Consider the following 22,661-nt stretch of genomic DNA (forward strand, 5'->3'; position numbering starts at 1 on the left):
TCGTAGTTATGATGTTTTTTGATGTGCCACAAAACCGCCTGATCCATGCGGCAGAATGGACAATAGTGAATAGGCGCTATCATCGTCAAATCTTATTCATGATGGTTTTTGATGTGAATAATCCCGCCTCCGACCGCAAGCTCGCCCGTCTGGCCGACGTCGCCGCCCGCGCCGGCGTGTCCACCGCCACCGCCGACCGGGTGCTGAACCGCCGACCCGGTGTCCGCCCCGCCACGGCGCAAAAGGTCTTCAAGGCCGCCATCGACCTGGACTACCTGCCCGACGAAGCGGCGTACGCGGCGGCCGCGCCCGAGCCGATGCGGCTGGTGTTCCTGCTGCCGCGCGGCAGCAATCGCTATCTGCGCATGCTGGGCGATACCGTCAGCTACGCGCACGAACACTTCGCCCCGCTGAACGCGAAGTGCCAGGTCGACTACGTGGAAAGCTTCAATCCCGATGCGCTGGCGCAGGCGCTGGCCCGGCATGGCAAGCGGGCCGACGGCATCGCGTTCATGGCGCTGGAGCATCCGGTGGTGCGCGAGGCCGTGAACGCGCTGGCGCAGCAGGGCGTGCCGACCGTGACGCTGATTTCGGATATCGCCAACAGCGCCCGCGTGGCCTATGTGGGCCTGGACAACCGCGCCGCGGGCCGCACGGCCGGCTACCTTATTGCGCGCTTCATCGGCTTGCGCGCGGCGCATGTGGCGCTGATTGCCGGATCACGGCACTACCGGGCGCACGAAGAACGCGAAAGCGGCTTTCTGCAGCTCTATGCGGAGCAGTTCCAGGCGATGCAGGTGGTGGACCTGCGCGAAGGCTATGACGACGCGCAGCGCAACTACGAGCAGACGCGCCAGTTGCTGGAGCAGTATCCGCAGCTTGCCGGCATCTACAACATCGGCGGCGCGTCCGATGGCGTGGCCCGCGCGCTGAAGGAGGCGGGGCAGCAGCACCGGGTTGTTTTCATCGGGCATGGCCTCACGCCCGACACGCGGGCGCTGCTGATCGACGGCACGATGGACGCCGTCATCACGCAGAGCCCCATGGAAGCCTTGATGAGCTGCGTGCGCATCTTCAGCAATCTGCGCGACAAGCGCAGCGCAATGAACGGGGTGGAGCTGGCGCGCAGCCAGGTGATCTTCCGCGAGAACCTGCCGTAGGCGTGGGGCCGCGCCCGGCGGCTCGGCAGCGGCGTCTGAATGCGCCAATCGGAGATTCGCGGGCGTATGATTCCCGCTATGGGCTCGCACCCACTCCGGCAGTGGTCGGCATGCCATTGCCAACCTCAACGCAGGGTTGTTCAACAACGGCCGCCCCGGCGCCCGCCGGCGGACGGCTGTGAAGGCGCTACGCCATGGATCGCTTCCTGTCCGCCGTCCGCATGGCCGGCCCCGCCTCCTGCGAGGCGGGGACCAGGGCGCGGTCACCGGCGGGTGATCACGATTTCCATGTACTCGCTGGGCACCACCATCGTCGAGTCGCCGGACCGGTTGAACTTGTCGATCTGTGCCGTGATGTCGGCCGTGAGCGCCGTCTGCGCCGCGGGCTCCAGCGCGCCGAACGCCTTGAGCAGCGGGCCGTAGTAGGTCTTGAAGACCTGCATCCAGTGGTCGGGCGACCGGTACCGGAAGACGAAGTGGCGGGGTTCGCATTGGATCGACGACGCCTCGGCCCCGACCATCTCTTCGATGCGCGCCTTCGTGCCCCACAAGGCGGGCGATTTCACGCCGGCGGGCGGGGGCAGGTGCTTGCCGATGGTCTTGAAGATCTGCCCGATGAAGCCGTCCGGCGTCCAGTTGGCCAGGCCGATCTTGCCGCCGTGCTTGCACACGCGGGTCAATTCGGCCGCGGCCTTGTCCTGGTCGGCGGTGAACATCACCCCGAAAGTCGACATCACGACGTCGAACGCCGCGTCCGGGAAGGGCAGCGCCTCGGCGTCGGCCTCCTGGAATTCGATCTTCAGGCGTTCGGCGGCGGCGCGTTCGCGGCCGCGGCTCAGCAGCGCGGGGACGTAGTCGGTCGAGGTGACGTCGCACCAGCGGCGCGCGGCCGCCAGCGTCGAATTGCCGTTGCCGGCGGCGACGTCCAGCACCTTCTGGCCGGCGCGCACGTCAAGCGCTTCGCAAAGCTGTTCTCCTACGATCTGCAGCGTGGTGCCGACGACGGCGTAGTCCCCGGAAGACCAGGTGCTCTGCTGGCGGGTTTTCAAGGCGGCCAGGTCAGGCTGTGCGGTGTCGCGCACGTCTCTGGTGGCAAGGGAGGAAATGGACATGGTGTGTCTCCGATAGAGCGTGGGATGCGCGACGGCCTCCATGACCAGCGCGCCGGGGCGGTGCAACCAGCGCCGCGAAGGCTTTCGCGTGCCGTGCGCCCCGGAAACCACGATAGAAACCGCGCGTGGAGGCGAGCGTGGTAGCCGGCGTGGAATCTGCGGTGGAATCCGGCGGCGCGGCCATCCACGTGCGCATGCTGGGGCCGATGGCGATCACGCGCGGGGACGCGCCCGTTGCCTTGCCGCCCTCGCGCAAGCTGCGCGCGCTGATCGCGTACCTGGCGCTGGCGCCCCATGCGGTCATGCGCTCGCACCTGTGCGAATTGCTGTGGGACATTCCGAACGATCCGCGCGGCGAACTGCGCTGGTGCCTGAGCAAGGCGAGGGGCCTGCTGGACGAGCCCGGCAGGCGTCGGGTCGAGACGGCGCAGGACAGCGTGCGCCTGGACCTGTCCGATTGCCGCGTGGACGTCCTCGATATCGACGCGGCGATGCAGGCCGGGATCGATAACGCGAGCCCGGAGCGGCTGCGCGACCTGTCGATGCTGTTCGCGGGCGACTTCCTGGAAGGGCTGGAGATCGGCCGCAGCCCGTTCTTCCATAGCTGGCTGACCGCGCAGCGGCGGCGCCTGCGGGCCTGCCATGCGGCCGTGCTGGCGCGCCGGGCCGCGGCGCTGCCGGCGGGGTCGGAGGACAGCTTCGCGTGCCTGGACCAGTGGCTGCGGCTCGCGCCTTTCGACCCGCAGGCGCACCAGCAGATGCTGGGCGCGTTGGGATTGCGCGGGCAATGGCGCGAAGGCGAAGAACACCTGGCCGCGGCCGTTCGGGCGTTCGAGGCCGAGGGCCTGGACGGGCGGCCGCTGCGCGACGCGTGGCGCGAGGTGCGCGCCCGCCTGGCGGGCGGCGTCCCGTCCGCGGCCGACGCGCCGCCGCCCGGCCAGTCGGACCCTGCCCCGGAACGTCAGGGACGCGCGTCGATCGCCGTCATGCCTTTCGTGGACCGGTCGGCGCAGGCGGGCGTGCGGGGCGGCCTGGCGGACGGGCTGGCCTTCGACATCATTACCCGGCTGGCGAAGCTGCGCAGTCTTTTCGTCATCGCGCAGGGCACCGTGTTCGCGCTGGACCAGCGCAGCGTGGGGCCGGAAGAGGCGGGACGCACGCTCAACGTGGACTACGTCGTGAGCGGATCGCTGCGGCGGCACGACCAGCGCCTGGCCGTCGAGGTGCAGCTCGTCGACTCCCGCACGGCGCGCATCGTCTGGGCCGACGTCCTGGACCACATGTTTGACGACGCCTTGCTGGCCCTGGACGAGATCGGCAATCGCATCGTGGCATCGATCGACATCGAGATCGAGGCCGCCGAGCGCAACCGCGCCATCCTGACGCCGCCCAATTCGCTGGATGCGTGGCAGGCGCATCACCGCGGCCTATGGCACATGTACCGGTTCAACCGCACCGACAACGAGCAGGCGCGGCATTTCTTCGAATTGGCGGTGCGGCTGGATCCGACGTTCTCGCGGGCCTATGCGGGCCTGTCCTTCACCCACTGGCAGACCGCATTCCAGCGCTGGGGCGAGCAGGCGCCGGCCATCGACCTGGCGTTCGAGACCGCCGGACAAAGCCTGATCGCCGACGACCGCGACCCGGCCGCGCATTGGGCAATGGGGCGCGCGCTGTGGCTGCGCGGCAGCCAGGATCCGTCGATCAGCGAACTGCGGATTGCCGTGGACCTGAGCCCGAACTTTGCCCTGGGACATTACACGCTGGGCTTTGTCGACTGCCAGTTGGGCGACGCCGAAGCGGCCATCGGCGCGTCCGACCATTCCCGCCACCTCAGTCCCTTCGATCCGCTGCTGTTCGGCATGCTGGCGGTGCGCGCGCTGGCGCTGGTGCGCCTGGGCCGCATCGAGGAAGCCGCGGGGTGGGCGGTCAAGGCGGCGGCGCGGCCCAACGCCCACGTGCACATCCTGGCCATTGCCGCGTGCTGCCTGGCGATGGCGGGCCGGATTGACGAGGCGCTCGGCTTTCTGCCCGCCATCCGCAAGGCGGCGCCGGCGTACCGCGTGGACGATTTCCTGGGGGCGTTCAGGCTGGCGCCGGACACGCAGGCGCTGTTCCGTGAGGGCGCGCGGCGGATCGGGATAGGGTGAGGCGCGACGGCCCCGCGCGGAAAGCGTAGGCTTGCATGTGCCTGCCTAGGCAGTTAATATGCGTCGATCGATTCCGCCGCGGCGCGGCAGGCCCATCATGCGCAACGATTCCCCTTCCGTTCTGGACGAACTCTGCACCGGCGAACTCGGCTTTCTGGTCACGTCCGTGCGCAATGGCATCCACGAGGCCCTGGACCGCGAACTGGCGCCGCTTCAGATCACCGTGCAGCAGTACGTCGTGCTGAACTGCATCGTCAAGGGGTGGGGCCGCACGCTCAGCGATTTCTGCCGCGTGCTGGCTTACGACTCCGGCGCCATGACCCGTTTGCTGGACCGCATCGCCGCCAAGGGCTTCATCCGCCGCGTGGAAAACGAAGCCGACCGCCGCAGTTACTTGATCGAGCTGACCGAGATGGGCCAGGCGGCCTTTCCGCAGGCGCGGCAGGCGACGGAGGTGGCGTTTCGCCGGTTGTTGGCCGGCTTCTCGGAAGCCGAAGGGGAGATGCTGCACAAGCTGCTGTCGCGCCTGCTGATGAATGCGCGGTCGGACCAAGGGTAGGGAACGCCATCTTCTTTTCCGGGGTCGTTTCCTTTTTTTTATTTATTTATCTGCCTAGGCATATACAGCCTGGGCAAGCTCAGGCTTCTTCAAGCGCTTCCCAGGCGGTTCCATGTCCCCATCCAAACCCCCGCTTTCGCTGCTGCTGGTCATCGGCGCGCTGACATTCATCGACTTCCTGCAGAACGGCATGGCGACGTTCGGCGCCGCGCCCATCATGGGAGAGATCGGCGCCAGCCCCGAGGAATACACCCACATCGCCGTGGTATACGCCTGCGTGGCGGTGGTGATGATCGCCCTGCAGGGGTGGCTGACCCACCGGTTGGGCCTGCGCGCCTATCTGCTGGCGTCGCTGGCCGCCGCGGGCGTCGGCGCGGCGGCGTGCGCGCTGGCGCAAGACCCCGCGGGCTTTCTGCTGGGTCGCGTGCTGATGGCGCTGGGCTGCGGGGCGATGCTCACGTCGTCCCGGCTGACCGTCAACCTGATTGCTCCCGGGCCGGCGCGCTTTCTGGGCATCAAGGCGCTGGCCTCGGGTCTATGTTTGGGCACGGCCCTGGCGCCCTGGCTGGCCGCGATGGCGGTCGAGCACGATGGCTGGCCGTTGATGTTCTGGCTGATCGCCGCGCTGTCGCTGCTGGCGATGGCCCCGGTCATGCTGGCCATGCCGGGCCGCGAAGCCGGCTCGGTGCTGGCCGGCAACGTGCGCCTCCTGCCCGTCGCGGCCCTGGGCGTGGGCAGCTTCCTGGTGCTGCATGCCTTGCAGCGCTCTTACTACGACTTCTTCAGCGACGGCGGCCTGCTGGCGTTGTCGGCCGTGGCGGGCGTGGCGGCGCTGGGCTGGTTCGTGTGGGCGGAGACGCGCAACGGGGCGCCGCTGCTCAGGCTGGGCGGCATGAAAGAGATGCGCTTCCTCTGCGGGTTGGGCCTGTTCATGGCCTGCTACGTGATGCTCGGCGCCAACGGCTACCTGGTGCCGTTGATGCTGCAGCGCGCGCTGGGACTGGCGTGGATCACCGCGGGCGAGTTCTTCGCGATGGGCCTGGGCGCGGGCGTGCTCACCTGGGCCGTGATGTCGCAACTGCTGCCGCGCTGGCCCGCGCCCCGGAAATTCTTCGTGACCGGCTTCCTGGCGCTGGCGGCCTTCGGGCTGCTGATGTCGCGCCTCACGCCGACCGCGAACATGTGGACCGACGTCTTTCCGGCGCTGGCGTGCTATGGCGTGTTCATCATGACGCTCATGCCCACGACCGCGATGCAGACCTTCACCGGCTTGACGCGCGATCCGGCCGTGTTCGCCCATGCGCAGCAGGTCAAGAACATGCTGGCGCAGATCGGGCAGGCGCTGGGCATCATGCTGGCCACTATCGGCCAGCAGTGGTTCGCGTCGCGGCACTACACCGTGCTGCACGCCAGCGTGGCTACCGGCAACGCGCAATTCGAGGCGGCGATGGCGCAGTTGTCGGCCTACTTCGCGACGTCCGTGGGACCGGCGCAGGCGCAACAGCTCGCCATGGCGCAGATCGCGCAATGGCTCAACCAGCAGGCGGTGCTGCTGGCCAGCCTGGATCATTTCCGCATCGTCACGGCCGTGGCGGTCGCCGCGGCTGCCGTCAGCCTGGTGCAGCGGGTGTTCCGATAGGCGCGCCGCGTCAGTGTCCGCTCAACTGCGCGATGATCTGCCGCGCCACGTCCGCCACCGACAGACCGCCGTCCATCGCGGCGCGTTGCAGGCGTTCGTGGGCGGCCTGCTCGGTCAGGCCATAGCGGCTGATCAGCAGCAGCTTGGCGCGGTCGATGCGCTTTCTTTCGTCCAGCGCGCCGCGCACGCTGGTCAGCGCGTCGTCGGCGCGCTGCATGCGCAGGGTCTGCTCGCGCATCATGTCCAGGATGGACCGTTCCAGCTCATTGCCCACGCCGTCCTCGGGCGGTACGTCCAGGATGCGGCTCTGTACGCTGAACACCAGGCTGGGCGCACGGCCGCTGGCGTGGTCGGTGTAGCGGCTGAGCAATAGGCGGCGGTCGTCCAGTTCCTGGCGGGTCTCGGCGATGCGTCGGGCGCACTGCTGCGCCAGTTCCTGCGCCAGCTGCGTCTCGACGTTGCGCATGGCGTCGATGCGCGCGGTGCACAGGTCGAACCACAGCTCGGCCAGGCCGCCGTCGACGCGTTGCGCGTCCGACGTGTGCTGCGCCATGTCGCGCATGCGCTGCACCGGCTGGGCCTGCTGCTGCACCAGGTCCCAGGCCTGGAGCGGCGCGCCTTGCGCGTATTGGGAAAAGACGCTGAAGCTGCGCGCCTGGTTGGCCGCCAGGCCCAGCATGCGCGCCTTGCGCGCTTCGTCGAACCAGCCGGCGGTAAAGCCCATCACGCCGCAGGCGCGCTCCTGGCCGCTCAATTCCTTGCCCTGCATGAAATTCAACAGCGCCACCAGCAGGCGCGTGACGCCCGGGTCCAGCGACGAATCGGCGGCTTCGAACACCACCGCCAGCAGGCTGCCGATGACCTGCGTGAAGCGCACGTCGGCGTCTTCGACCGGCACGCGACGGTCGCGGACCGCGCGGCGCAGGCCGGGCAGTTCGTCCAGGCGCAAGAGCGCGTAGGCGATGCAATTGAGCAGGCGCGCCCGCCCGCTGCCGGCGGCAGGGTCGGCTTCAAGGCCGTCCAGAAAGGCGCGCACGTCGGCTTCCACCGCTTCGGCGTCGCTCGACAGGCTGGCGAGGGCGGGCTGCAGCCGGTCTTCGGCGCTGCACAGGGTCAGGTTGGAATAGCCGCGCTCCTTCTGCAGGGCGTGCACCAGGGCGCTGATGCGCAGCACCAGGTCGCAGGTGGCGGCCAGGGCTTCCAGGCCATGGAGCTCGCTGCGGCGGGCGGCGAGCAGGAAGCGCAGCGGCGGCGGCATGTGGCGTTCAGCCATCGGAATCTCTATGCGGTGAAAAGCGCGATGTCAATCGGAACCTCAGGCCATGCGGCGCGGCAGCGGATCGGCGTCGGCCTTATCGTCCAGGAGGCCGAAGATCCGGCAGGCGGCGACCTCGCCGATGACCAGCACGGCGGGACTGCGCAACCCGAAGGCCTGGGCGTCCCGGGCCATGCCAGCAAGCGTCGATGGACAGAGCCGCTGGCCGGGCAGGGAGGCGCGCTCGATCATGGCCACCGGCGTGTCGGGCGCCATGCCGGCGGCCAGCAATTGGCTGCTCATGTCATGCACCTTCGCCACGCCCATGTACACCACCAGGGTCGTGCCGCTGCGCGCCAGGCCCGACCAGTCGGGCGTCGCGCCGTCCTGGGAATGGGCCGTGATGAGTGTAACGCCCTGGGCCATGCCTCGCTGCGTCAGCGGAATGCCGGCGGACGTGGCCGCGGCCAGCCCGGCGGTAATGCCGTTGACGATCTCGCAGGCGACGCCATGGTCGCTGAGCCATTGGGCTTCTTCGCCGCCGCGGCCGAAGATGCACGGGTCGCCGCCTTTCAGGCGCGCCACGCGCAGGCCCTGGCGCGCGTAGCGCAGCATCAGGCGCTGGATGAAGTCCTGCGGGGTGGAGCGGCAGCCGCCGCGCTTGCCCACGCGCACGATGCGCGCCCGCGGGCAGTGTTGCAGGATCTCCGGGTTGACCAGGTCGTCGACCAGCACGACGTCGGCACGGCCCAGGGCCTTGACCGCCTTGAGGGTCAGCAATTCCGGGTCGCCGGGACCGGCGCCGATCAGGGACACGGTGGGGTTCAGGTCGGGCATGGGCGCCTCGGTTCAGGGGTTGAAGGCAAGGATGACGATCACGATGGCCAGGACCAGGCACAGCCCTTTCCAGAAGGCCACCGGGTTGCGTTCCAGCAGGGGCAGGCGCTCGCCGCCGCGCACGTCCGCCGGATGGCGCAGGGCGTGCGTGAACTCGGAAAGCTCGGGCGTGCGCAGTTGTGGATCGGGGTGCAGGGCGCGGCTGAGGACGCTGTCGACCCAGGCCGGGATCTCCCGGTCGCGGTCCAGCACCGACACGTAAGCCAGGCGCAGTTGCGCGGCGCGGCTGCGCGCGCGGGCCACGTCGGCGCCATAGGGCAGGCGCCCCGACAGCATCTGGTAGAGGATCGCGGCCAGCGAATAGATGTCCGAGCGCGTCGTGCCCGCTTCGCCCAGAAAGTACTCGGGCGCCGCGTATTGCGCGGTGCCCAGCACGGGCATGGGCTCGTCGCCGTCCGCGCCCCGTTCCTGGATCCCGGCGGTGCGGGCCGACCCCAGGTCGATGATCTTGGCCGTGCCGTCCGGCGTGATGAGAATGTTGTCCGGGCGCAGGTCCTGATGCACGATCTCGAGCCGGTGAAAAGCCTGCAGGCCCCGCGCGATCTGCTCCACGATGGCGATTGCCGGCTCCAGCGCCGGGCGCGGGTTGGCGGCCATCCATTGCGTCAGCGTGCAGCCTGCGATGTATTCGCTGACGGTGTAGAGCGAGCGGCGCGTGCGCGTGCGCGGCCAGGCGCGCACCACGTGGCGGCTGTCGATGCGGCGCGCAAGCCATTCCTCGGTCAGGAGACGCTCCAGGTAGGCCGGATCGTGCCGCAGGTCCAGCGACGGGATCTTGATGACCACGGTGTCGCCGCTGTCGAGGTCCTCGGCCAGGTAGACGTGACTGCGGCTGCTGGCGCGCAGTTCGTCCGTGATGCGAAAGCCTTCGAACACCTGGCCCACGTCCAGCAAGGGCGGACAGGGCAGGCTGCCGGAATACTGGGCCATTTCGCCGGCCTGGCGGGCGGGCAGGGCATCGACGCGCACGATCTGCATCGTCAGGTTGTCGTCGCTGCCGCGTTCCAGCGCCAGCTGAACCAGGGCGCGGGCGGCATCGTCCAGGTGGTCGCGGTGGGCGGCGACCGCGTCGCGCAGGTCCTGGTCCGTGACGTGTTCGTACACGCCGTCGGTCGCCAGCAGGAATACGTCGCCTGCTTCCACCGCCTGCGTGTGGTAGTCGATCTCCAGGTGCGGCGCCAGGCCCAGCGCGCGGCCCAGGTAGCTCTTGTCGTGGGCCACCCAGACGCGGTGGTCTTCGGTCAGTTGTTCCACGGCGCCGTCGCGCAGGCGGTAGATGCGCGCATCGCCGATGTGCAGGATGTGCGCGGTGGCGCCCTTGAGCACCATCACGCTCATGGTGCAGACATAGCCGCTGTCCTGGTCCTGCCCATGGCGCTGGCGGCTTTGCGAATGGAGCCACGCGTTGGCCGCGCTCAGCACCTTCTGGGCCGATTTCTTCACGGACCAGGTTTCCGGCGTGCAGTAATAGTCTTCCAGGAAGCTCGCCACGGCGGTCTCGCTGGCGATGTGGCTGACGTTGCTGCTGCTGATGCCGTCGGCCAGCGCGATGGCGATGCCCTTGGCGCCCAGCAGCGGCTCGCCCGGCACGCACAAGCCGTGGAAGTCCTGGTTCACGGACTTGACCCCGGGATCGGTGTGCTGGCCCACCGCCACCTTCAGCGAGGCGGCGGGTGCGATGGGCGTAGGGCTGTCCATGCGCAAGAGGCGATCAGACGAAGCGGCGCTTGGGCGCAGTCTTCATGTGCGTGGTGTAGAGCGTCAGGCCCGTCAGCGAGATGCCGCCGATCAGGTTGCCCAGCACGACCGGGATTTCGTTCCAGATCATGTAGTCCATGATCGAGAAGTTGCCGCCCATGATCATCGCGGACGGGAACAGGAACATGTTGACGATGGAGTGCTCGAAACCCATCGCGAAGAACAGCATGACCGGCATCCACATGGCGATCACCTTGCCGCTGACGGTCGTGGAGATCATGGCCCCGACCACGCCCAGCGACACCATCCAGTTGCACAGCACGCCCCGGATGAAGATGGTCAGCATGCCGCCCGCGCCGTATTCCTTGTAGCCCAGCGTGCGGTTTTCGCCGATGTGCGAGATGACCTGTCCGACCTTGTTGGGCGGCACCGAGAAGCCGTAGGTGAAGACGATGGCCATCAGGACGGCCACGGTCAGCGCACCCAGGAAATTGCCCACGAAGACCAGCCCCCAGTGCTTGAGGATGCCGCCCACCGTGACACCCGGGCGCTTGTCGAAGAGCGCCAGCGGCGTCAGCACGAAAACGCCGGTCAGCAGGTCAAAGCCCATCAGGTACAGGATGCAGAAGCCGACCGGAAAGAGCGCCGCGCCCAGGATGGGCGATTCGGTCTGCACCGTGACGGTGACGGCGAAGACCGCGGCGATCGCCAGGATGGCGCCGGCCATGAAGGCGCGTATCAGGACGTCGCGGGTCGCCATGTAGAGCTTGGATTCGCCCGCATCCACCATCTTGGTGACGAACTCGGAGGGAGCTAGGTAGGACATGTTGTTTCCTGTTGCTGTGCTGATGTTTGAAAAGAATCCGGTGGCGCCCGTCAGGCGAGTTCCACCGCGTCGCCGTTAAAGCGCGCCTGCCACGTCCGCAGGCGTTGGTCCGGGTACTGCACGCAGCTCCCGTCCGCCAGGCGGAAGTGCTGCTTATAGAGAGGGGACGCCACGACCACGTCGCCGGCGAGCTGGCCGACGATGCCCCGGCCGATGACGTTGGCGCCGGATTTCGGATCGCGGTTGGACACGGCGTAAAGGGTCTGGCCTTCGGCGTCCGGCAGGTAGAACAGGGCGACCTGGGCGCCGTCCACCAGCGCGACGACGCCGGAGTTGGCCACCAGGTCCTGGCGGTGGCAGGCGTGGCGCCAGACCTGCGTTTCAGCGTTGTGTGCGGACATCAGGCGATCTCCTCGGCAATCGGGATGACGCGCTGGGCGGCGCGCGCCGGGGCCGGCCGGGGCTGGCCGCGTTCCTGCACGAACTGGATGTCGGGGTCGCCCTGGCTGTCGTTGACGAAGGTGCGGAAGCGCTTGAGCTTTTCGGGGTCGCTCAGGGCGTTGGCCCATTCGCATTCGTAGCGGTCCACCACCAGTTGCATCTGCGCCTCCAGTTCGGCGGCCAGGCCCAGGCTGTCCTCGATCACGACCTGCTTCAGGTAGTCCAGGCCGCCTTCCAGCGATTCGCGCCACACGGACGTGCGCTGCAGCTTGTCGGCCGTGCGGATATAGAACATCAGCAGGCGGTCGATGTAGCGGATAAGGGTGGCGTCGTCCAGGTCGGTGGCGAACAGCTCGGCGTGGCGCGGACGCATGCCGCCGTTGCCGCACACGTACAGGTTCCACCCGTTCTCGGTGGCGATCACGCCGATGTCCTTGCTTTGCGCCTCGGCGCATTCGCGGGTGCAGCCGGACACGGCGAACTTCAGCTTGTGGGGCGCGCGCAGGCCCTTGTAGCGATGCTCGATGTCCAGCGCCATCTTCACGCTGTCCTGCACGCCGTAGCGGCACCACGTGCTGCCGACGCAGGACTTCACGGTGCGCGTGGACTTGCCGTAGGCATGGCCGGTCTCAAAGCCCGCGGCGATCAGTTCCGACCAGATGGACGGCAACTCGTGCAATTGCGCGCCGAAGAGGTCGATGCGCTGGCCGCCGGTGACCTTGACGTACAGCTTGTACTTCTTGGCCACGGCGCCGATCGCGATCAGGCCGTCGGGCGTGACCTCGCCGGCGGGCATGCGCGGCACGACCGAATAGGTGCCGTTCTTCTGCATGTTGGCCATGAACGTGTCGTTGGTGTCCTGCAGCGGCACCAGATGCGGGTCCTGGATGGGGCGGTTCCAGCAGGACGCCAGGATCGAGCCCACGGCGGGTTTGCAGATCTCGCAGCCCACGTGGCCGCGTCCGTGGCTGGCCAGCAGTTCCTCGAAGGTCTCGATACCGCCCACGCGCACGATCGCATACAGCTCCTGGCGGGTATAGGCGAAGTGTTCGCACAGGCTCTTGTCCACCGCGACGCCGCGGCTGGCGAGTTCGTGTTCGACCACCTGCTTGAGCAGGCCGGCGCAGCCGCCGCAGCCCGAGGCCGCCTTGGTGCAGGCCTTGACGCTGCCCAGGTCCGTACAGCCGCCGTCGATGGCGTCGCAGACGGCGCCCTTGCTGACGTTGTGGCAGGAGCAGATGGTGGCGGTGGCGGGCAACGCGTCCACGCCCAGCAGCGGCGCGCCCTGGCCTTGCGGCAGGATCAGGCTGGACGGGTCCGCGGGCGGCGCGATGCCGTTCTGCGCGTATTGCAGCAGGGTGTCGTAGTAGCTGTTGTCGCCCACCAGGACCGCGCCCAGCACGCGCTTGCCGTCGCCGGAGACGACCAGGCGGCGGTAGCTGGAACCGGCCTCGTCGATGTAACGGTAGCTGCGCGAGCCGGGCGTCGCGCCGTGCGCGTCGCCGATCGAACCGACGTCCACGCCCAGCAGCTTGAGCTTGGTGGACATGTCCGCGCCCGAGAAGGGCTGCTCGGGCTCGCCGCAGAGATCGGCGGCGACGATGCGGGCCATCTGGTAGCCGGGGGCGACCAGGCCGAAGATGGTGCCGTTCCACGACGCGCATTCGCCGATGGCGTAGATGTTGGCGTCGCTGGTGAGGCAGCGCTCGTCGATGGCGACGCCGCCGCGCTCGGCCAGCGCCAGCCCGGCCTTGCGCGCCAGGAACACCTGCGGGCGAATGCCGGCCGAAAACACGATCAGGTCGGTTTCCAGCGGCGCGCCTTCGGCAAAGCGCATGCGGTAGCGGTACTGCGTGCCCGGCTTGATGTCCTGGGTGGCGCGCGACAGGTGCACACCCACGCCCAGCGCCTCGATGCGCGCCTTGAGCGCCGCGCCGCCGGCGTCATCCAGTTGCACGGGCATCAGGCGCGGCGCGAATTCCACGACGTGCGCCTCCAGGTTCAGCGACTTGAGCGCATTGGCCGCTTCCAGCCCCAGCAGGCCGCCGCCCACGACCACGCCGCGCCGCGCCCCGTTGGCCGCCTCGCGGATCAGGTCCAGGTCGTCGATGCTGCGGTACACCAGCCGCGACGTGCCCTCGGCGCCCGCGATCGGCGGCACGAAAGGATAGGAGCCCGTCGCCAGCACCAGCTTGTCATAGGCGGTGCGGCCATTGGCGGTGATGACCTCCTGCGCGTGGCGGTCGATCTCCAGCACGGGTTCGCCCAGGCGCAGGCTCACGCCCTCCTGTTCATAGAGCGACGCGTCGCCCAGCGCCATGGATTCGGCGTCGCGGCCGTTGAGATATTCGGACAGGTGGACGCGGTCGTAGGCGCGGCGGGTCTCTTCGCCGAAAACGGTGATGCGATAGCGCTCGAGGGCGCCGCGGGCGATCAATTGCTCGACGCAATGATGGCCCACCATGCCGTTGCCGATGACGATCAGCGTCTGCAAGGAATCGGATGTGGCCGCTGCATTCATGGGATTTCCCCGGGGCTTGGATGTCGGTTTTCAGAAGACAAAAGGCGCCCTGGACCTTGCGGTCGGGGCGCCATTGCCGGTACTGCTCGAATTGTCTTGGCGGGTTTGCACCCGCACACGACATATCAAGCAAAGTCCATGCCAGGAATGTCGAAAGGCGATATTGCGGCCGGGTTTTCCTTGCGATTCATAGGGAAGGACGGGGGCGGCAGCCCCTCAAAGCCCCTTGCGCGGCGGCGGCCGCGGCCCGCTCGGATGCTTCGTATCGGTGCATATCCGTGTGCGGCCTGCACCCGTTTGGCGCACCGCAACATCACGGCGGGCCGCCGTGGCGGCCGGTTTCAGGCAAACGCCGCCTGTACGGCCGCAAACGCGGCGGCAACCAGCGGGTCCTCGCGGCGCGAGGCCTGCGTGATGAACGAGAGCTCGGCCTGGATCGACAGCCCCTTCACCAGTTGCAGGCCGCTGGCCTGCGATTCCCGCAGCGCAATGGCGTCCCGCGCCAGGGACAGCCCGACACCCGAGCGCACCAGGTCCAGCATCGAGGCCTCCTGGTCCACCTCGGCCACCGCATGGGGCGCGATCCCCAGCGCACCGAACTTGTCGGACAGCAGGCGATGGTGCACGGAGTCGGGCGGCGTCCAGATCCAGGGCAGCGCCGCGATGTCAGCCCAACCCCGGCCCGCGACTTGCGCGCTCCAGCCCTTGGGCGCGACCACGTAATAGGCGAACGAGGCCAGCGGTTGCGCATGCAGCCCCGGCGGGTGGCCGCCCCGCGGGTGGCCGTCCCGCGGGTGGCTGTCCCGCGGGTGGCTTTCCCGTGACCTGCCTTCCGGTGCCTGCGGACCCAGGAAAAAGCCCACGTCCAGTTCGCCGGCGCGCACCTGGCGGCCGACCGATCCCGACATCCCGTGGCGCAGCGTCGGGCGGATCTTGGGGTAGTGCTCAACCAGGTATTGCAGCGTGGCGCCTAGCCGCAGAAACTCGGGATCCAGGATGGTGCCCATCCGCAGTTCGCCCTGGACGGTGTCGCGCAGGGCGCCGATGGCGCGCTGGAAATCCTCCAGGGCGTCCAGCACCCGCAGCGCCGGGGGCAGCAGCGCCCGCCCGTCCGCGTTGGGCGCCAAGCCCTGGGCCGTACGTGAGAAAAGCGTCAGGTCCAGCGACTCCTGGAAGTTCTTGAGTTGCAGGCTCAACGCGGGCTGGGTCAGGTGCAGGTGCTCGGCCGCCCGCGTCAGGTTGCCTTCGCGCGCAACGGCGGCGAACGTGCGGATGTGCTTCAGGTCCATGGCGTGTTTTGGTAAGGGGCAGCGGGGGAAGGGAATCGAGCGTTGGGGAATCGAGCCTTGGCATTGCGCCCTGGCAGTCGAGCATTATTAAAGGCGCTTATAAAGCGCTTTTCAACATTTCATTGGACAGCCGCGACAGGCTGCGCCAGAGTCATGGCAGATTCCCGCTGCGCGCCCGGCGCCGCAGCCGGGGCCGGCTCACCGCGCGGACGCCCTGGACAGGCCCGCGACTAGATAAGAAGAGCTTATGGAGACATACGACTACATCATCGTGGGCGCGGGCTCGGCCGGCTGCGTGCTGGCCAACCGGCTGAGCCGCGATCCCGCCGTGCAGGTGCTGCTGCTGGAGGCCGGCGGGCGCGACAACTACCACTGGATCCATATCCCCGTCGGCTATCTGCATTGCATCGGCAACCCGCGCACCGACTGGATGTACCGCACGGCCGAGGAACCGGGGCTTGGCGGCCGGTCCCTCATCTATCCGCGCGGCCGCGTGCTGGGTGGATGCTCGTCGATCAACGGCATGATCTACATGCGCGGCCAGAAGCAGGACTACGAGGACTGGGCCGCGCTGTCGGGCGACCCGGCCTGGAGTTGGGAGCAGGTCCTGCCGGTCTTCAAGCGCAGCGAGGACTACCACCGCGGCGCGGACGAATTCCACGGCGCGGGCGGGGAGTGGCGCGTGGAATCCCAGCGCCTGCGCTGGGACATCCTGGAAGCCTTCGCCGCCGCGGCCGAACAGGAAGGCATTCCACGCGTGCCCGACTTCAATCGCGGCGACAACTTCGGTACCGGCTACTTCGAGGTCAACCAGCGCAGCGGCTGGCGCTGGAACACCTCCAAGGCCTTCCTGCGTCCGGTGAGCAAGCGCCCGAACCTGCACGTCATGACTGGCGCGCTGGCCGAACAGCTTGAATTCGATGCCAAGCGCTGCGTCGGCGTGCGCGTCAACCGAGGCGGCCGCGCCTTGTCGCTGCGCGCGCGGCGCGAGGTCGTGCTGGCCGCCGGCGCGGTGAACTCGCCGCATCTGCTCGAAGTCTCGGGCATCGGCGAGCCCGCGCGCCTGCGCGAAAGCGGCATCACCTTGCGCCACGCCTTGCCGGGCGTGGGGGAGAATCTGCAGGACCACCTGCAATTGCGCGTCATCATCAAGGTGAACGGCGTCAAGACGCTGAACCGCATCGCGTCCACGTGGATGGGCAGGGCGGGCATCGGACTGGAATACCTCGTAAGCCGCAGCGGCCCCATGAGCATGGCGCCATCGCAGTTGGGCGCGTTCGCCAAATCCGATCCTGGCCAGGACCGCGCCAACGTCGAATTCCACGTGCAGCCGCTGTCATTGGGCGCATTCGGCGAGCCCCTGCATGGTTTCGACGCCTTCACCGCCAGCGTCTGCAATCTGCGCCCCACCTCGCGCGGCAGCGTCCATGCGCAAGGGCCCGCGGGCCAGCAGGGCAGCGAAGCACCCGTCATCCGCCCCAACTACCTGAGCACCGAAGAAGACCTGCGGGTCGCGGCGGATTCCATCCGCCTGGTGCGCCGCATCGCCGCCGCGCCCGCCCTGCAGCGCTACCAGCCGCAGGAGTGGCTGCCCGGCCCGGCTTTCCAGACCGAAGCTGAACTACGCCAGGCCGCCGGCAAGATCGGCACCACCATCTTCCATCCCGTCGGCACCTGCGCCATGGGACGGGACCCGGACGGCGGGGCCGTGGTGGACGCGCGGCTGCGGGTCCACGGCCTGCAGGGACTGCGCATCGCCGACGCGTCGATCATGCCGCTGATCACGTCGGGGAACACCAACTCCCCGACAATCATGATCGCGGAGCGGGCGGCGGAGATGATTGGGGAAGAGGCGGGAAGGGGGGCATGATCCGCGTTGTTGGCGCAGGCGCCGCCAAGGCCCGAAGCGCAGGCCCAATTGTTCGGGGCACCCCCGTTCCGGGCACCCCCGTTCCGGGCACCCCCCGCCTCAGCGCAACGACCGATACGTCTCCTGCCGCTGCGGATGCGTCAGCACCACCTGCCAGAGCTGGCCCTCGCGCGACCGGAAGAACCCGGCGCAGCACATCAGGTAGTACTTCCACATCCGGTAGAACCGGGTGCCGTAGCGCGGTTCCAGCGCGGGCCAGGCGCGCTCGAAGCGCTCCCACCAAGCCATCAGGGTGCGGTCGTAGTCGGCGCCGAAGTTGTGCCAGTCTTCGATGATGAAGCGGTTTTCCACGGCGGTCGTGATCTCGCGCGCCGACGGCAGCTTGCCGTTCGGGAAGACGTAGCGGTCGATCCACGGATCGGTGCTCTGGCTGGTGGCGGCGATGCCGATCGTGTGCAGCAGGAATACGCCTTCCGGCGCCATCAGCCGCTGCACATGGGTGAAGTAGGTGTCGTAGTTCTTCGGGCCGACGTGTTCGAACATGCCCACCGAGACCACCTTGTCGAAGCGGCCCTGCAGGTCCCGGTAGTCCTGCAGCAGCAGTTCCACCGGCAGGCCCTTCACGCGTTCCTGCGCCAGGGCAAGCTGCTCCTTGGACACCGTGACGCCCGTGACCTTGACGCCATAGCGCTCGGCCGCGAACTTGGCCAGTCCCCCCCAGCCGCAGCCAATGTCCAGCAGCGTCTCGCCTTCTTTCAGTTGCAGCTTTCGGCAGATCATGTCCAGCTTGGCGACCTGCGCCTCTTCCAGCGTCTGGGCATGTTCCCAGTAGGCGCAGGAGTAGATCATCCGGCTGTCCAGCATGGCTTCGAACACGTCGTTGCCCGCGTCGTAGTGCTGTTCGCCGACTTCGAACGCCCGGTGCTTGGACTGCAGGTTGAACAGCTTGTGGCGCAGGTGTTCGGCAATCAGCTTGATGCGCGCCACGCCCAGGGCCGCCGATCCCATGTCGGCGCGCAGCAGGCGCGTGAACAGTTCGTCCAGCGCGTCGCAGTCCCATTCGCCATCCATGTAGGATTCGCCCAGTCCCAATGACCAGCTGGCGAACACCCGCTCGTACATGTGCTTGTCATGAACCTGCATATCCCACGGCCGCGAGCCGTTGATCTGCACGTCGGCGCGCGCCATCAGGTCCTGCAGGACCTTGGGGGGGGCGGGGGGAGGGGAGGCGGTGCTGGGTTGACCGGCAGGCTGGTCGGTCAGCGGAGAAAGGGGACTGCTTTGCTGCATACGGACTCCATATCAATTTTGGGATGACTGATCTGGCAATGCCTGAAGCTTTTTACTGTGCGCCCTGAAGGGTGTGCAACTCCAATTTAATGATTGCATCGCGCCCATAGCCCAGGGCAATGTCCGGCGCGCTGGGGCCAGCCGGGCGCGGTGCGGTTGCAAGGATCGTAGCCACGACCGGCGCGATAGTCCAGAGCAGTCCGTACCGGGCTCCTATAACATAGCGGCCAGAGCGCGCCGCCGTGCGCAGATCCGTGGAGTCGATAGAAGTGGAAGCCCGCCTGGAACCCCGTTTGGATTTCGTCAACTGCGCCAGCCCGGCCGGCCTGCATCGCATGGCCTATTGGGAGTGGGGCGATCCCGCCAACGACCGCGTGCTGCTCTGCGTGCATGGCCTGACCCGCAGCGGGCGCGATTTCGATGCGCTGGCGCGCCGGCTGGCTGGCCATTACCGCGTGGTCTGCCCCGACGTGGTGGGACGCGGCCGGTCGGACTGGCTGGTCAATCCGGCGTTCTACACCGTGCCGCAGTACGTGGCGGACATGGTGACCCTCATCGCGCGTCTGCGGCCCGCCAACCTGTCCTGGGTGGGTACGTCGATGGGCGGACTGATCGGCATGGCGCTGTCGGGCGCCGCCGCCTTTGCGAAGGCCATGCTGGCGATGCGCCCGCATGCCGGGATGTTGCCGCCCGCCCAGGGCCTGCGGCTGGACAAGATGGTGCTCAACGACGTGGGGCCGCGCCTGGAGAACGGCGCGCTGTCGCGTATCGGCCAATACGTGGGCGCGCCGGGGGAGTTCGCCACGTTCGAAGAGGCGGTGGCCACGATGCGCGCCAACTCCGAAACCTTCGGTCCGCACACCGACGCCCAGTGGGCTGAACTGGCCAGGCACCTGTACCCGGAACAGGGGGGAAAGTGGGTCAAGCATTACGATCTGGCGATCGCCCAGGCTCTGGCGGCGCAGACGCCGGAAGAACTGGCCGCGGGCGAACAGCTCTTGTGGCGGTCCTATGATGCGCTGGATTGCCCGATCCTGGTCGTTCGCGGCGAACTTTCCGATCTGCTGACGCGCGCCACCGTCGACGAAATGCTCAAGCGCAACCCGCGCTCGCGGGCGCACGAGGTGGCCGGCGTGGGCCACGCGCCGACGCTGATCGCGCATGAGCAGGTGGAGCCGGTGGCCGATTTCCTGCTGGGCTGACCGGCGCGCGGCAATGTGGGGACGGCACGGCGCTAGGCGTGCCGCCGGGCCTTCTCTACAATAGCCGCATGAAATCGCCCACCTTGAACATAGACCTGCATTGCCATTCCACCGTCTCGGACGGCGCGCTCGCGCCCCGGGACGTGGCGCAGCGGGCGTTCGCCAATGGCGTCGATGTCTGGGCGTTGACCGACCATGACGAAGTCGGCGGCATCGCCGAGGCCGCTGCCGCGGCGCAGGAACTGGGCATGCGCTTTGCCACGGGGGTCGAGATCTCCGTCACCTGGGCCGGCCTGACCGTGCATATCGTGGGCCTGCGCTTCGATCCCGACAACGCGACGCTCATCGAAGGCCTGCGCAAGACGCGCTCCGGCCGCGCCGAGCGTGCCCGACGCATCGGCGAACGCCTGGCGGACATGGGCATGCCGGGCGCCTACGAAGGCGCGCTGCCCTTCGCCGGCAATCCCGAACTGATCAGCCGCACCCATTTTGCGCGCTACCTGGTGCAAGCCGGCTATTGCCCCGACGTGCAGACCGTTTTCAACAAACACCTGGGCGACGATTGCCCCGGCCATGTGCCCATGCAGTGGGCCACGCTGGCCGATGCCGTCGGCTGGATACGCGGCGCGGGCGGGCAGGCCGTCATTGCGCACCCCGGCCGCTACAAGTACACGCCGCTGCAGTTCGCCGCGTTGTTCGACGAATTCCTGCAGTTGGGCGGCGTGGGCATCGAGGTCAACACGGGCAGCCATACCGTCGAAGAGGCCCGCCAGTACGCCGACGTGGCGCGCCGCTACGGGTTCCTGGCCTCGCGCGGGTCGGACTTCCACAGTCCCAAGGAAAGCCGGATGGACCTGGGCTGCCTGCCGCCCCTGCCATCCGACTTGAAACCGGTCTGGCACGACTGGTTCTGACGCGGGCGGCCCTGGCCGCCCATCCTGCAAGCCATCGACAGTGATCGCGCCATCGCGACGCAACCGCCATGAACAAAGCATTTGTTAAAGAGTCCGACCACGAGGACGACGACGATCTGCCGCAGGCCCAGGCGCTGCCGGCCGGCACCAAGAACTACATGACGCCCGAGGGCTACGAACGCCTGCGCGCTGAGTTGACGCAGCTCATGAACGTGGAGCGTCCGGCTGTCGTGCAGGTGGTGTCGTGGGCCGCGTCCAACGGCGACCGCTCGGAAAACGGCGATTACCTCTACGGCAAGAAGCGCCTGCGCGAGATCGACCGGCGCATGCGCTTTTTGACCAAGCGGCTGGACATTGCCGAGGTCGTCGATCCCAAGGCCCAGCCCAACCGCGACCAGGCCTTCTTCGGCGCAACCGTCGTCTATGTGGACAAGGCGGGCGAGGAACACACCGTCACCATCGTGGGCGTGGACGAAGCCGAACCGCTGGCTGGCAAGATCAGCTGGATTTCGCCGGTGGCGCGCGCGCTGATCAAGGCGCGCGAAGGCGACACGGTCGTGCTGCGCACCCCCGCGGGGATCGACGAACTGGATATCCTGGAAGTCAGGTATCCGGAGTAGGGGGCAAAAAATAACGGGCGCCGGTTTGTGGCCGGCGCCCGTGCGGTGGGCGGGATTCTGGCGTCCCTGCCTCGGTTGGCGGCTTGCGCCGCCGGTTCCCCTGGGGCTTGCTGCGAATCTTGCGCGGGTTTACTTCTTGCGTTCGGCGATGGACTTTTCGGCCTTGTTGACCAGGTCTTCGCCGATCTGCTTTTTCCACTTTTCGTAGACGGGCTTGGTGGCCTTTACGAACGCGTCGTGGTCCGCCTGCGACAGCGTGGTCACGGTGACGCCGTGGCCGGCGATTTCTTTGAGCAGCGACGGATCTTCAGGCGTGACGCCCTTGCGCGCGATCACGATCTGCTGCTTGCCGGCGTCCAGCGCGGCCTGGCGCACGATGTCGCGGTCCTTTTCCGACCAGGAGTTCCAGACTTCGCGGTTGACCACGAAGATCAGCGGATCGGCCACGTAGTTCCACAGCGTCAGGTATTTCTGGCCCACGGTGTAGAGCTTGGACCCGGTATAGATCGACAGCGGGTTCTCCTGGCCGTCCACCGCGCCGCTCGCCAACGCGGGCTGCGCGTCCGCCCAGCTCATCTGCGTGGGATTGGCGCCCAGGGCGGTGAAGGTGTCGATATACAGCGGCGAGCCCACCACGCGCAGCTTCATGCCCTTCATGTCGTCAGGCTGCTTGATCTCCCGCTTGGAGTTGCTGACCTGGCGGTAGCCGTTTTCGCCCCAGGCCAGCGGCACCACGCCCGCCTTTTCGATGAGCTTGAACATGTCCTTGCCCACGTCGCCTTGCACCAGCGCGTCGATCGCCGCGTAATCGGGCATCAGGAAGGGCAAGGAGAAGAGATTGAGCTGCTTGACCTGCGGCGACCAGTTGATGGTCGAACCCACGGCCATGTCGATCACGCCCTGGCGGATCGCCGTGAACTCGCGCGTCTGGTCGCCCTGGACCAGCGAGGTGCCCGGGTAGACCTTGATGTTGATGCGGCCCTCGGTGCGCTCGCGCACCAGATCCGACCAGATCACCGCACCCTGGCCCCACGGGAAAGTGGTGCCCACGACGATGGAGAGCTTGTACTCGGGCTTGTAGTTCTGCGCGTGCGCGGGCGCCATGCCCACCACGGCGGCGGCGCACAGCGCGGCGCCGATCAGGTTGCGGAATTTCATGTTGCGTCTCCTCTCTATGCTTTCTGTTGTTGTCATCCATGGCCGGTCGTCCCGTGCGGG

The 22,661-nt window shown here is 67.8% G+C and carries 18 protein-coding genes; 8 read left to right on the top strand and 10 right to left on the bottom strand.

Translation table 11 applies throughout. The features are described 5' to 3' along the window. Positions 1–98 precede the first annotated feature (98 nt). Entirely contained in the window at positions 99–1,160 is a 1,062-nt protein-coding gene (locus ACZ50Q_RS12170) for a LacI family DNA-binding transcriptional regulator (protein WP_092580379.1), read from the top strand. A gap of 263 nt (positions 1,161–1,423) precedes the next feature. Here ACZ50Q_RS12170 and ACZ50Q_RS12175 read toward each other — a convergent pair whose 3' ends face one another. Then, entirely contained in the window at positions 1,424–2,272 is an 849-nt protein-coding gene (locus ACZ50Q_RS12175) for a class I SAM-dependent methyltransferase (protein WP_464081648.1), read from the bottom strand. Between the two features lie 149 nt (positions 2,273–2,421). Here ACZ50Q_RS12175 and ACZ50Q_RS12180 point away from each other — a divergent pair, with 149 nt between their 5' ends. From ACZ50Q_RS12180 to ACZ50Q_RS12190, 3 genes are all read left to right on the top strand, one after another. Continuing rightward, complete coding sequence (locus tag ACZ50Q_RS12180) at positions 2,422–4,422, top strand: transcriptional regulator (protein ID WP_464081649.1); 2,001 nt, start codon at positions 2,422–2,424, stop codon at positions 4,420–4,422. 97 nt (positions 4,423–4,519) lie between these two features. Beyond that, complete coding sequence (locus tag ACZ50Q_RS12185; RefSeq protein ID WP_092580382.1) at positions 4,520–4,981, top strand: MarR family winged helix-turn-helix transcriptional regulator; 462 nt, start codon at positions 4,520–4,522, stop codon at positions 4,979–4,981. 112 nt (positions 4,982–5,093) lie between these two features. Continuing rightward, positions 5,094–6,620 (top strand): MFS transporter, encoded by a 1,527-nt coding sequence (locus ACZ50Q_RS12190; protein WP_464081650.1) that lies wholly within the window; start codon positions 5,094–5,096, stop codon positions 6,618–6,620. 10 nt (positions 6,621–6,630) lie between these two features. Here ACZ50Q_RS12190 and ACZ50Q_RS12195 read toward each other — a convergent pair whose 3' ends face one another. The 7 genes from ACZ50Q_RS12195 to ACZ50Q_RS12225 form a co-directional block, all read right to left on the bottom strand. Then, on the bottom strand, positions 6,631–7,893 hold the full coding sequence (locus ACZ50Q_RS12195) for a nitrate- and nitrite sensing domain-containing protein (protein ID WP_464081651.1): 1,263 nt from the start codon (positions 7,891–7,893) through the stop codon (positions 6,631–6,633). A gap of 42 nt (positions 7,894–7,935) precedes the next feature. Next, complete coding sequence (gene cobA, locus ACZ50Q_RS12200; protein ID WP_464081652.1) at positions 7,936–8,712, bottom strand: uroporphyrinogen-III C-methyltransferase; 777 nt, start codon at positions 8,710–8,712, stop codon at positions 7,936–7,938. Positions 8,713–8,724: 12 nt separating this feature from the next. Next, positions 8,725–10,470, bottom strand: a complete 1,746-nt coding sequence (locus ACZ50Q_RS12205; RefSeq protein WP_464081653.1) for a protein kinase domain-containing protein — start codon at positions 10,468–10,470, stop codon at positions 8,725–8,727. Positions 10,471–10,483: 13 nt separating this feature from the next. Continuing rightward, positions 10,484–11,296 carry a formate/nitrite transporter family protein gene (locus ACZ50Q_RS12210; protein WP_076520447.1) on the bottom strand — a complete coding sequence of 271 codons (813 nt, stop codon included), beginning with the start codon at positions 11,294–11,296 and terminating at the stop codon, positions 10,484–10,486. A 50-nt stretch (positions 11,297–11,346) separates the two neighbouring features. Beyond that, positions 11,347–11,697 carry a nitrite reductase small subunit NirD gene (nirD, locus tag ACZ50Q_RS12215; RefSeq protein ID WP_464081654.1) on the bottom strand — a complete coding sequence of 117 codons (351 nt, stop codon included), beginning with the start codon at positions 11,695–11,697 and terminating at the stop codon, positions 11,347–11,349. Then, on the bottom strand, positions 11,697–14,258 hold the full coding sequence (gene nirB, locus ACZ50Q_RS12220; RefSeq protein WP_464081655.1) for a nitrite reductase large subunit NirB: 2,562 nt from the start codon (positions 14,256–14,258) through the stop codon (positions 11,697–11,699). The genes nirD and nirB overlap by 1 nt, the downstream gene beginning before the upstream one ends. Positions 14,259–14,599: 341 nt before the next feature. Next, complete coding sequence (locus tag ACZ50Q_RS12225; RefSeq protein ID WP_464081656.1) at positions 14,600–15,547, bottom strand: LysR family transcriptional regulator; 948 nt, start codon at positions 15,545–15,547, stop codon at positions 14,600–14,602. A 247-nt stretch (positions 15,548–15,794) separates the two neighbouring features. Between ACZ50Q_RS12225 and ACZ50Q_RS12230 the strand changes: the two genes are divergently transcribed. Beyond that, a complete protein-coding gene (locus ACZ50Q_RS12230; protein WP_464081657.1) occupies positions 15,795–17,417 on the top strand; it encodes a GMC family oxidoreductase in 1,623 nt (540 codons plus the stop codon). Between the two features lie 99 nt (positions 17,418–17,516). On the opposite strand, the gene cfa is transcribed toward ACZ50Q_RS12230, so the two are convergent. Continuing rightward, positions 17,517–18,707, bottom strand: a complete 1,191-nt coding sequence (gene cfa / locus ACZ50Q_RS12235; protein ID WP_083714301.1) for a cyclopropane fatty acyl phospholipid synthase — start codon at positions 18,705–18,707, stop codon at positions 17,517–17,519. A gap of 335 nt (positions 18,708–19,042) precedes the next feature. Between cfa and ACZ50Q_RS12240 the strand changes: the two genes are divergently transcribed. From ACZ50Q_RS12240 to greB, 3 genes are all read left to right on the top strand, one after another. Further along, complete coding sequence (locus tag ACZ50Q_RS12240) at positions 19,043–19,909, top strand: alpha/beta fold hydrolase (RefSeq protein WP_464081987.1); 867 nt, start codon at positions 19,043–19,045, stop codon at positions 19,907–19,909. A 68-nt stretch (positions 19,910–19,977) separates the two neighbouring features. Continuing rightward, positions 19,978–20,823, top strand: a complete 846-nt coding sequence (locus tag ACZ50Q_RS12245) for a 3',5'-nucleoside bisphosphate phosphatase (protein WP_076520456.1) — start codon at positions 19,978–19,980, stop codon at positions 20,821–20,823. A 68-nt stretch (positions 20,824–20,891) separates the two neighbouring features. Continuing rightward, complete coding sequence (gene greB / locus ACZ50Q_RS12250; protein ID WP_092578592.1) at positions 20,892–21,443, top strand: transcription elongation factor GreB; 552 nt, start codon at positions 20,892–20,894, stop codon at positions 21,441–21,443. 129 nt (positions 21,444–21,572) lie between these two features. Here the strand turns inward: greB and ACZ50Q_RS12255 are convergent, their stop codons facing one another. Further along, positions 21,573–22,601, bottom strand: a complete 1,029-nt coding sequence (locus ACZ50Q_RS12255; RefSeq protein WP_076520458.1) for a DctP family TRAP transporter solute-binding subunit — start codon at positions 22,599–22,601, stop codon at positions 21,573–21,575. Positions 22,602–22,661: the final 60 nt, after the last annotated feature.

Source organism: Achromobacter sp. T5-5 (genome assembly GCF_055397965.1).

What these genes read in the sequence shown, in the direction of transcription:
- ACZ50Q_RS12170 (WP_092580379.1), top strand. Translation starts at nt 99, where the DNA reads ATGATGGTTTTTGATGTGAATAATCCCGCCTCCGACCGCAAGCTCGCC.
- ACZ50Q_RS12175 (WP_464081648.1), bottom strand. Translation starts at nt 2,272, where the DNA reads ATGTCCATTTCCTCCCTTGCCACCAGAGACGTGCGCGACACCGCACAG.
- ACZ50Q_RS12185 (WP_092580382.1), top strand. Translation starts at nt 4,520, where the DNA reads ATGCGCAACGATTCCCCTTCCGTTCTGGACGAACTCTGCACCGGCGAA.
- ACZ50Q_RS12190 (WP_464081650.1), top strand. Translation starts at nt 5,094, where the DNA reads ATGTCCCCATCCAAACCCCCGCTTTCGCTGCTGCTGGTCATCGGCGCG.
- ACZ50Q_RS12195 (WP_464081651.1), bottom strand. Translation starts at nt 7,893, where the DNA reads ATGGCTGAACGCCACATGCCGCCGCCGCTGCGCTTCCTGCTCGCCGCC.
- cobA (WP_464081652.1), bottom strand. Translation starts at nt 8,712, where the DNA reads ATGCCCGACCTGAACCCCACCGTGTCCCTGATCGGCGCCGGTCCCGGC.
- ACZ50Q_RS12205 (WP_464081653.1), bottom strand. Translation starts at nt 10,470, where the DNA reads ATGGACAGCCCTACGCCCATCGCACCCGCCGCCTCGCTGAAGGTGGCG.
- ACZ50Q_RS12210 (WP_076520447.1), bottom strand. Translation starts at nt 11,296, where the DNA reads ATGTCCTACCTAGCTCCCTCCGAGTTCGTCACCAAGATGGTGGATGCG.
- nirD (WP_464081654.1), bottom strand. Translation starts at nt 11,697, where the DNA reads ATGTCCGCACACAACGCTGAAACGCAGGTCTGGCGCCACGCCTGCCAC.
- nirB (WP_464081655.1), bottom strand. Translation starts at nt 14,258, where the DNA reads ATGAATGCAGCGGCCACATCCGATTCCTTGCAGACGCTGATCGTCATC.
- ACZ50Q_RS12225 (WP_464081656.1), bottom strand. Translation starts at nt 15,547, where the DNA reads ATGGACCTGAAGCACATCCGCACGTTCGCCGCCGTTGCGCGCGAAGGC.
- ACZ50Q_RS12230 (WP_464081657.1), top strand. Translation starts at nt 15,795, where the DNA reads ATGGAGACATACGACTACATCATCGTGGGCGCGGGCTCGGCCGGCTGC.
- cfa (WP_083714301.1), bottom strand. Translation starts at nt 18,707, where the DNA reads ATGCAGCAAAGCAGTCCCCTTTCTCCGCTGACCGACCAGCCTGCCGGT.
- ACZ50Q_RS12240 (WP_464081987.1), top strand. Translation starts at nt 19,043, where the DNA reads ATGGCCTATTGGGAGTGGGGCGATCCCGCCAACGACCGCGTGCTGCTC.
- ACZ50Q_RS12245 (WP_076520456.1), top strand. Translation starts at nt 19,978, where the DNA reads ATGAAATCGCCCACCTTGAACATAGACCTGCATTGCCATTCCACCGTC.
- greB (WP_092578592.1), top strand. Translation starts at nt 20,892, where the DNA reads ATGAACAAAGCATTTGTTAAAGAGTCCGACCACGAGGACGACGACGAT.
- ACZ50Q_RS12255 (WP_076520458.1), bottom strand. Translation starts at nt 22,601, where the DNA reads ATGAAATTCCGCAACCTGATCGGCGCCGCGCTGTGCGCCGCCGCCGTG.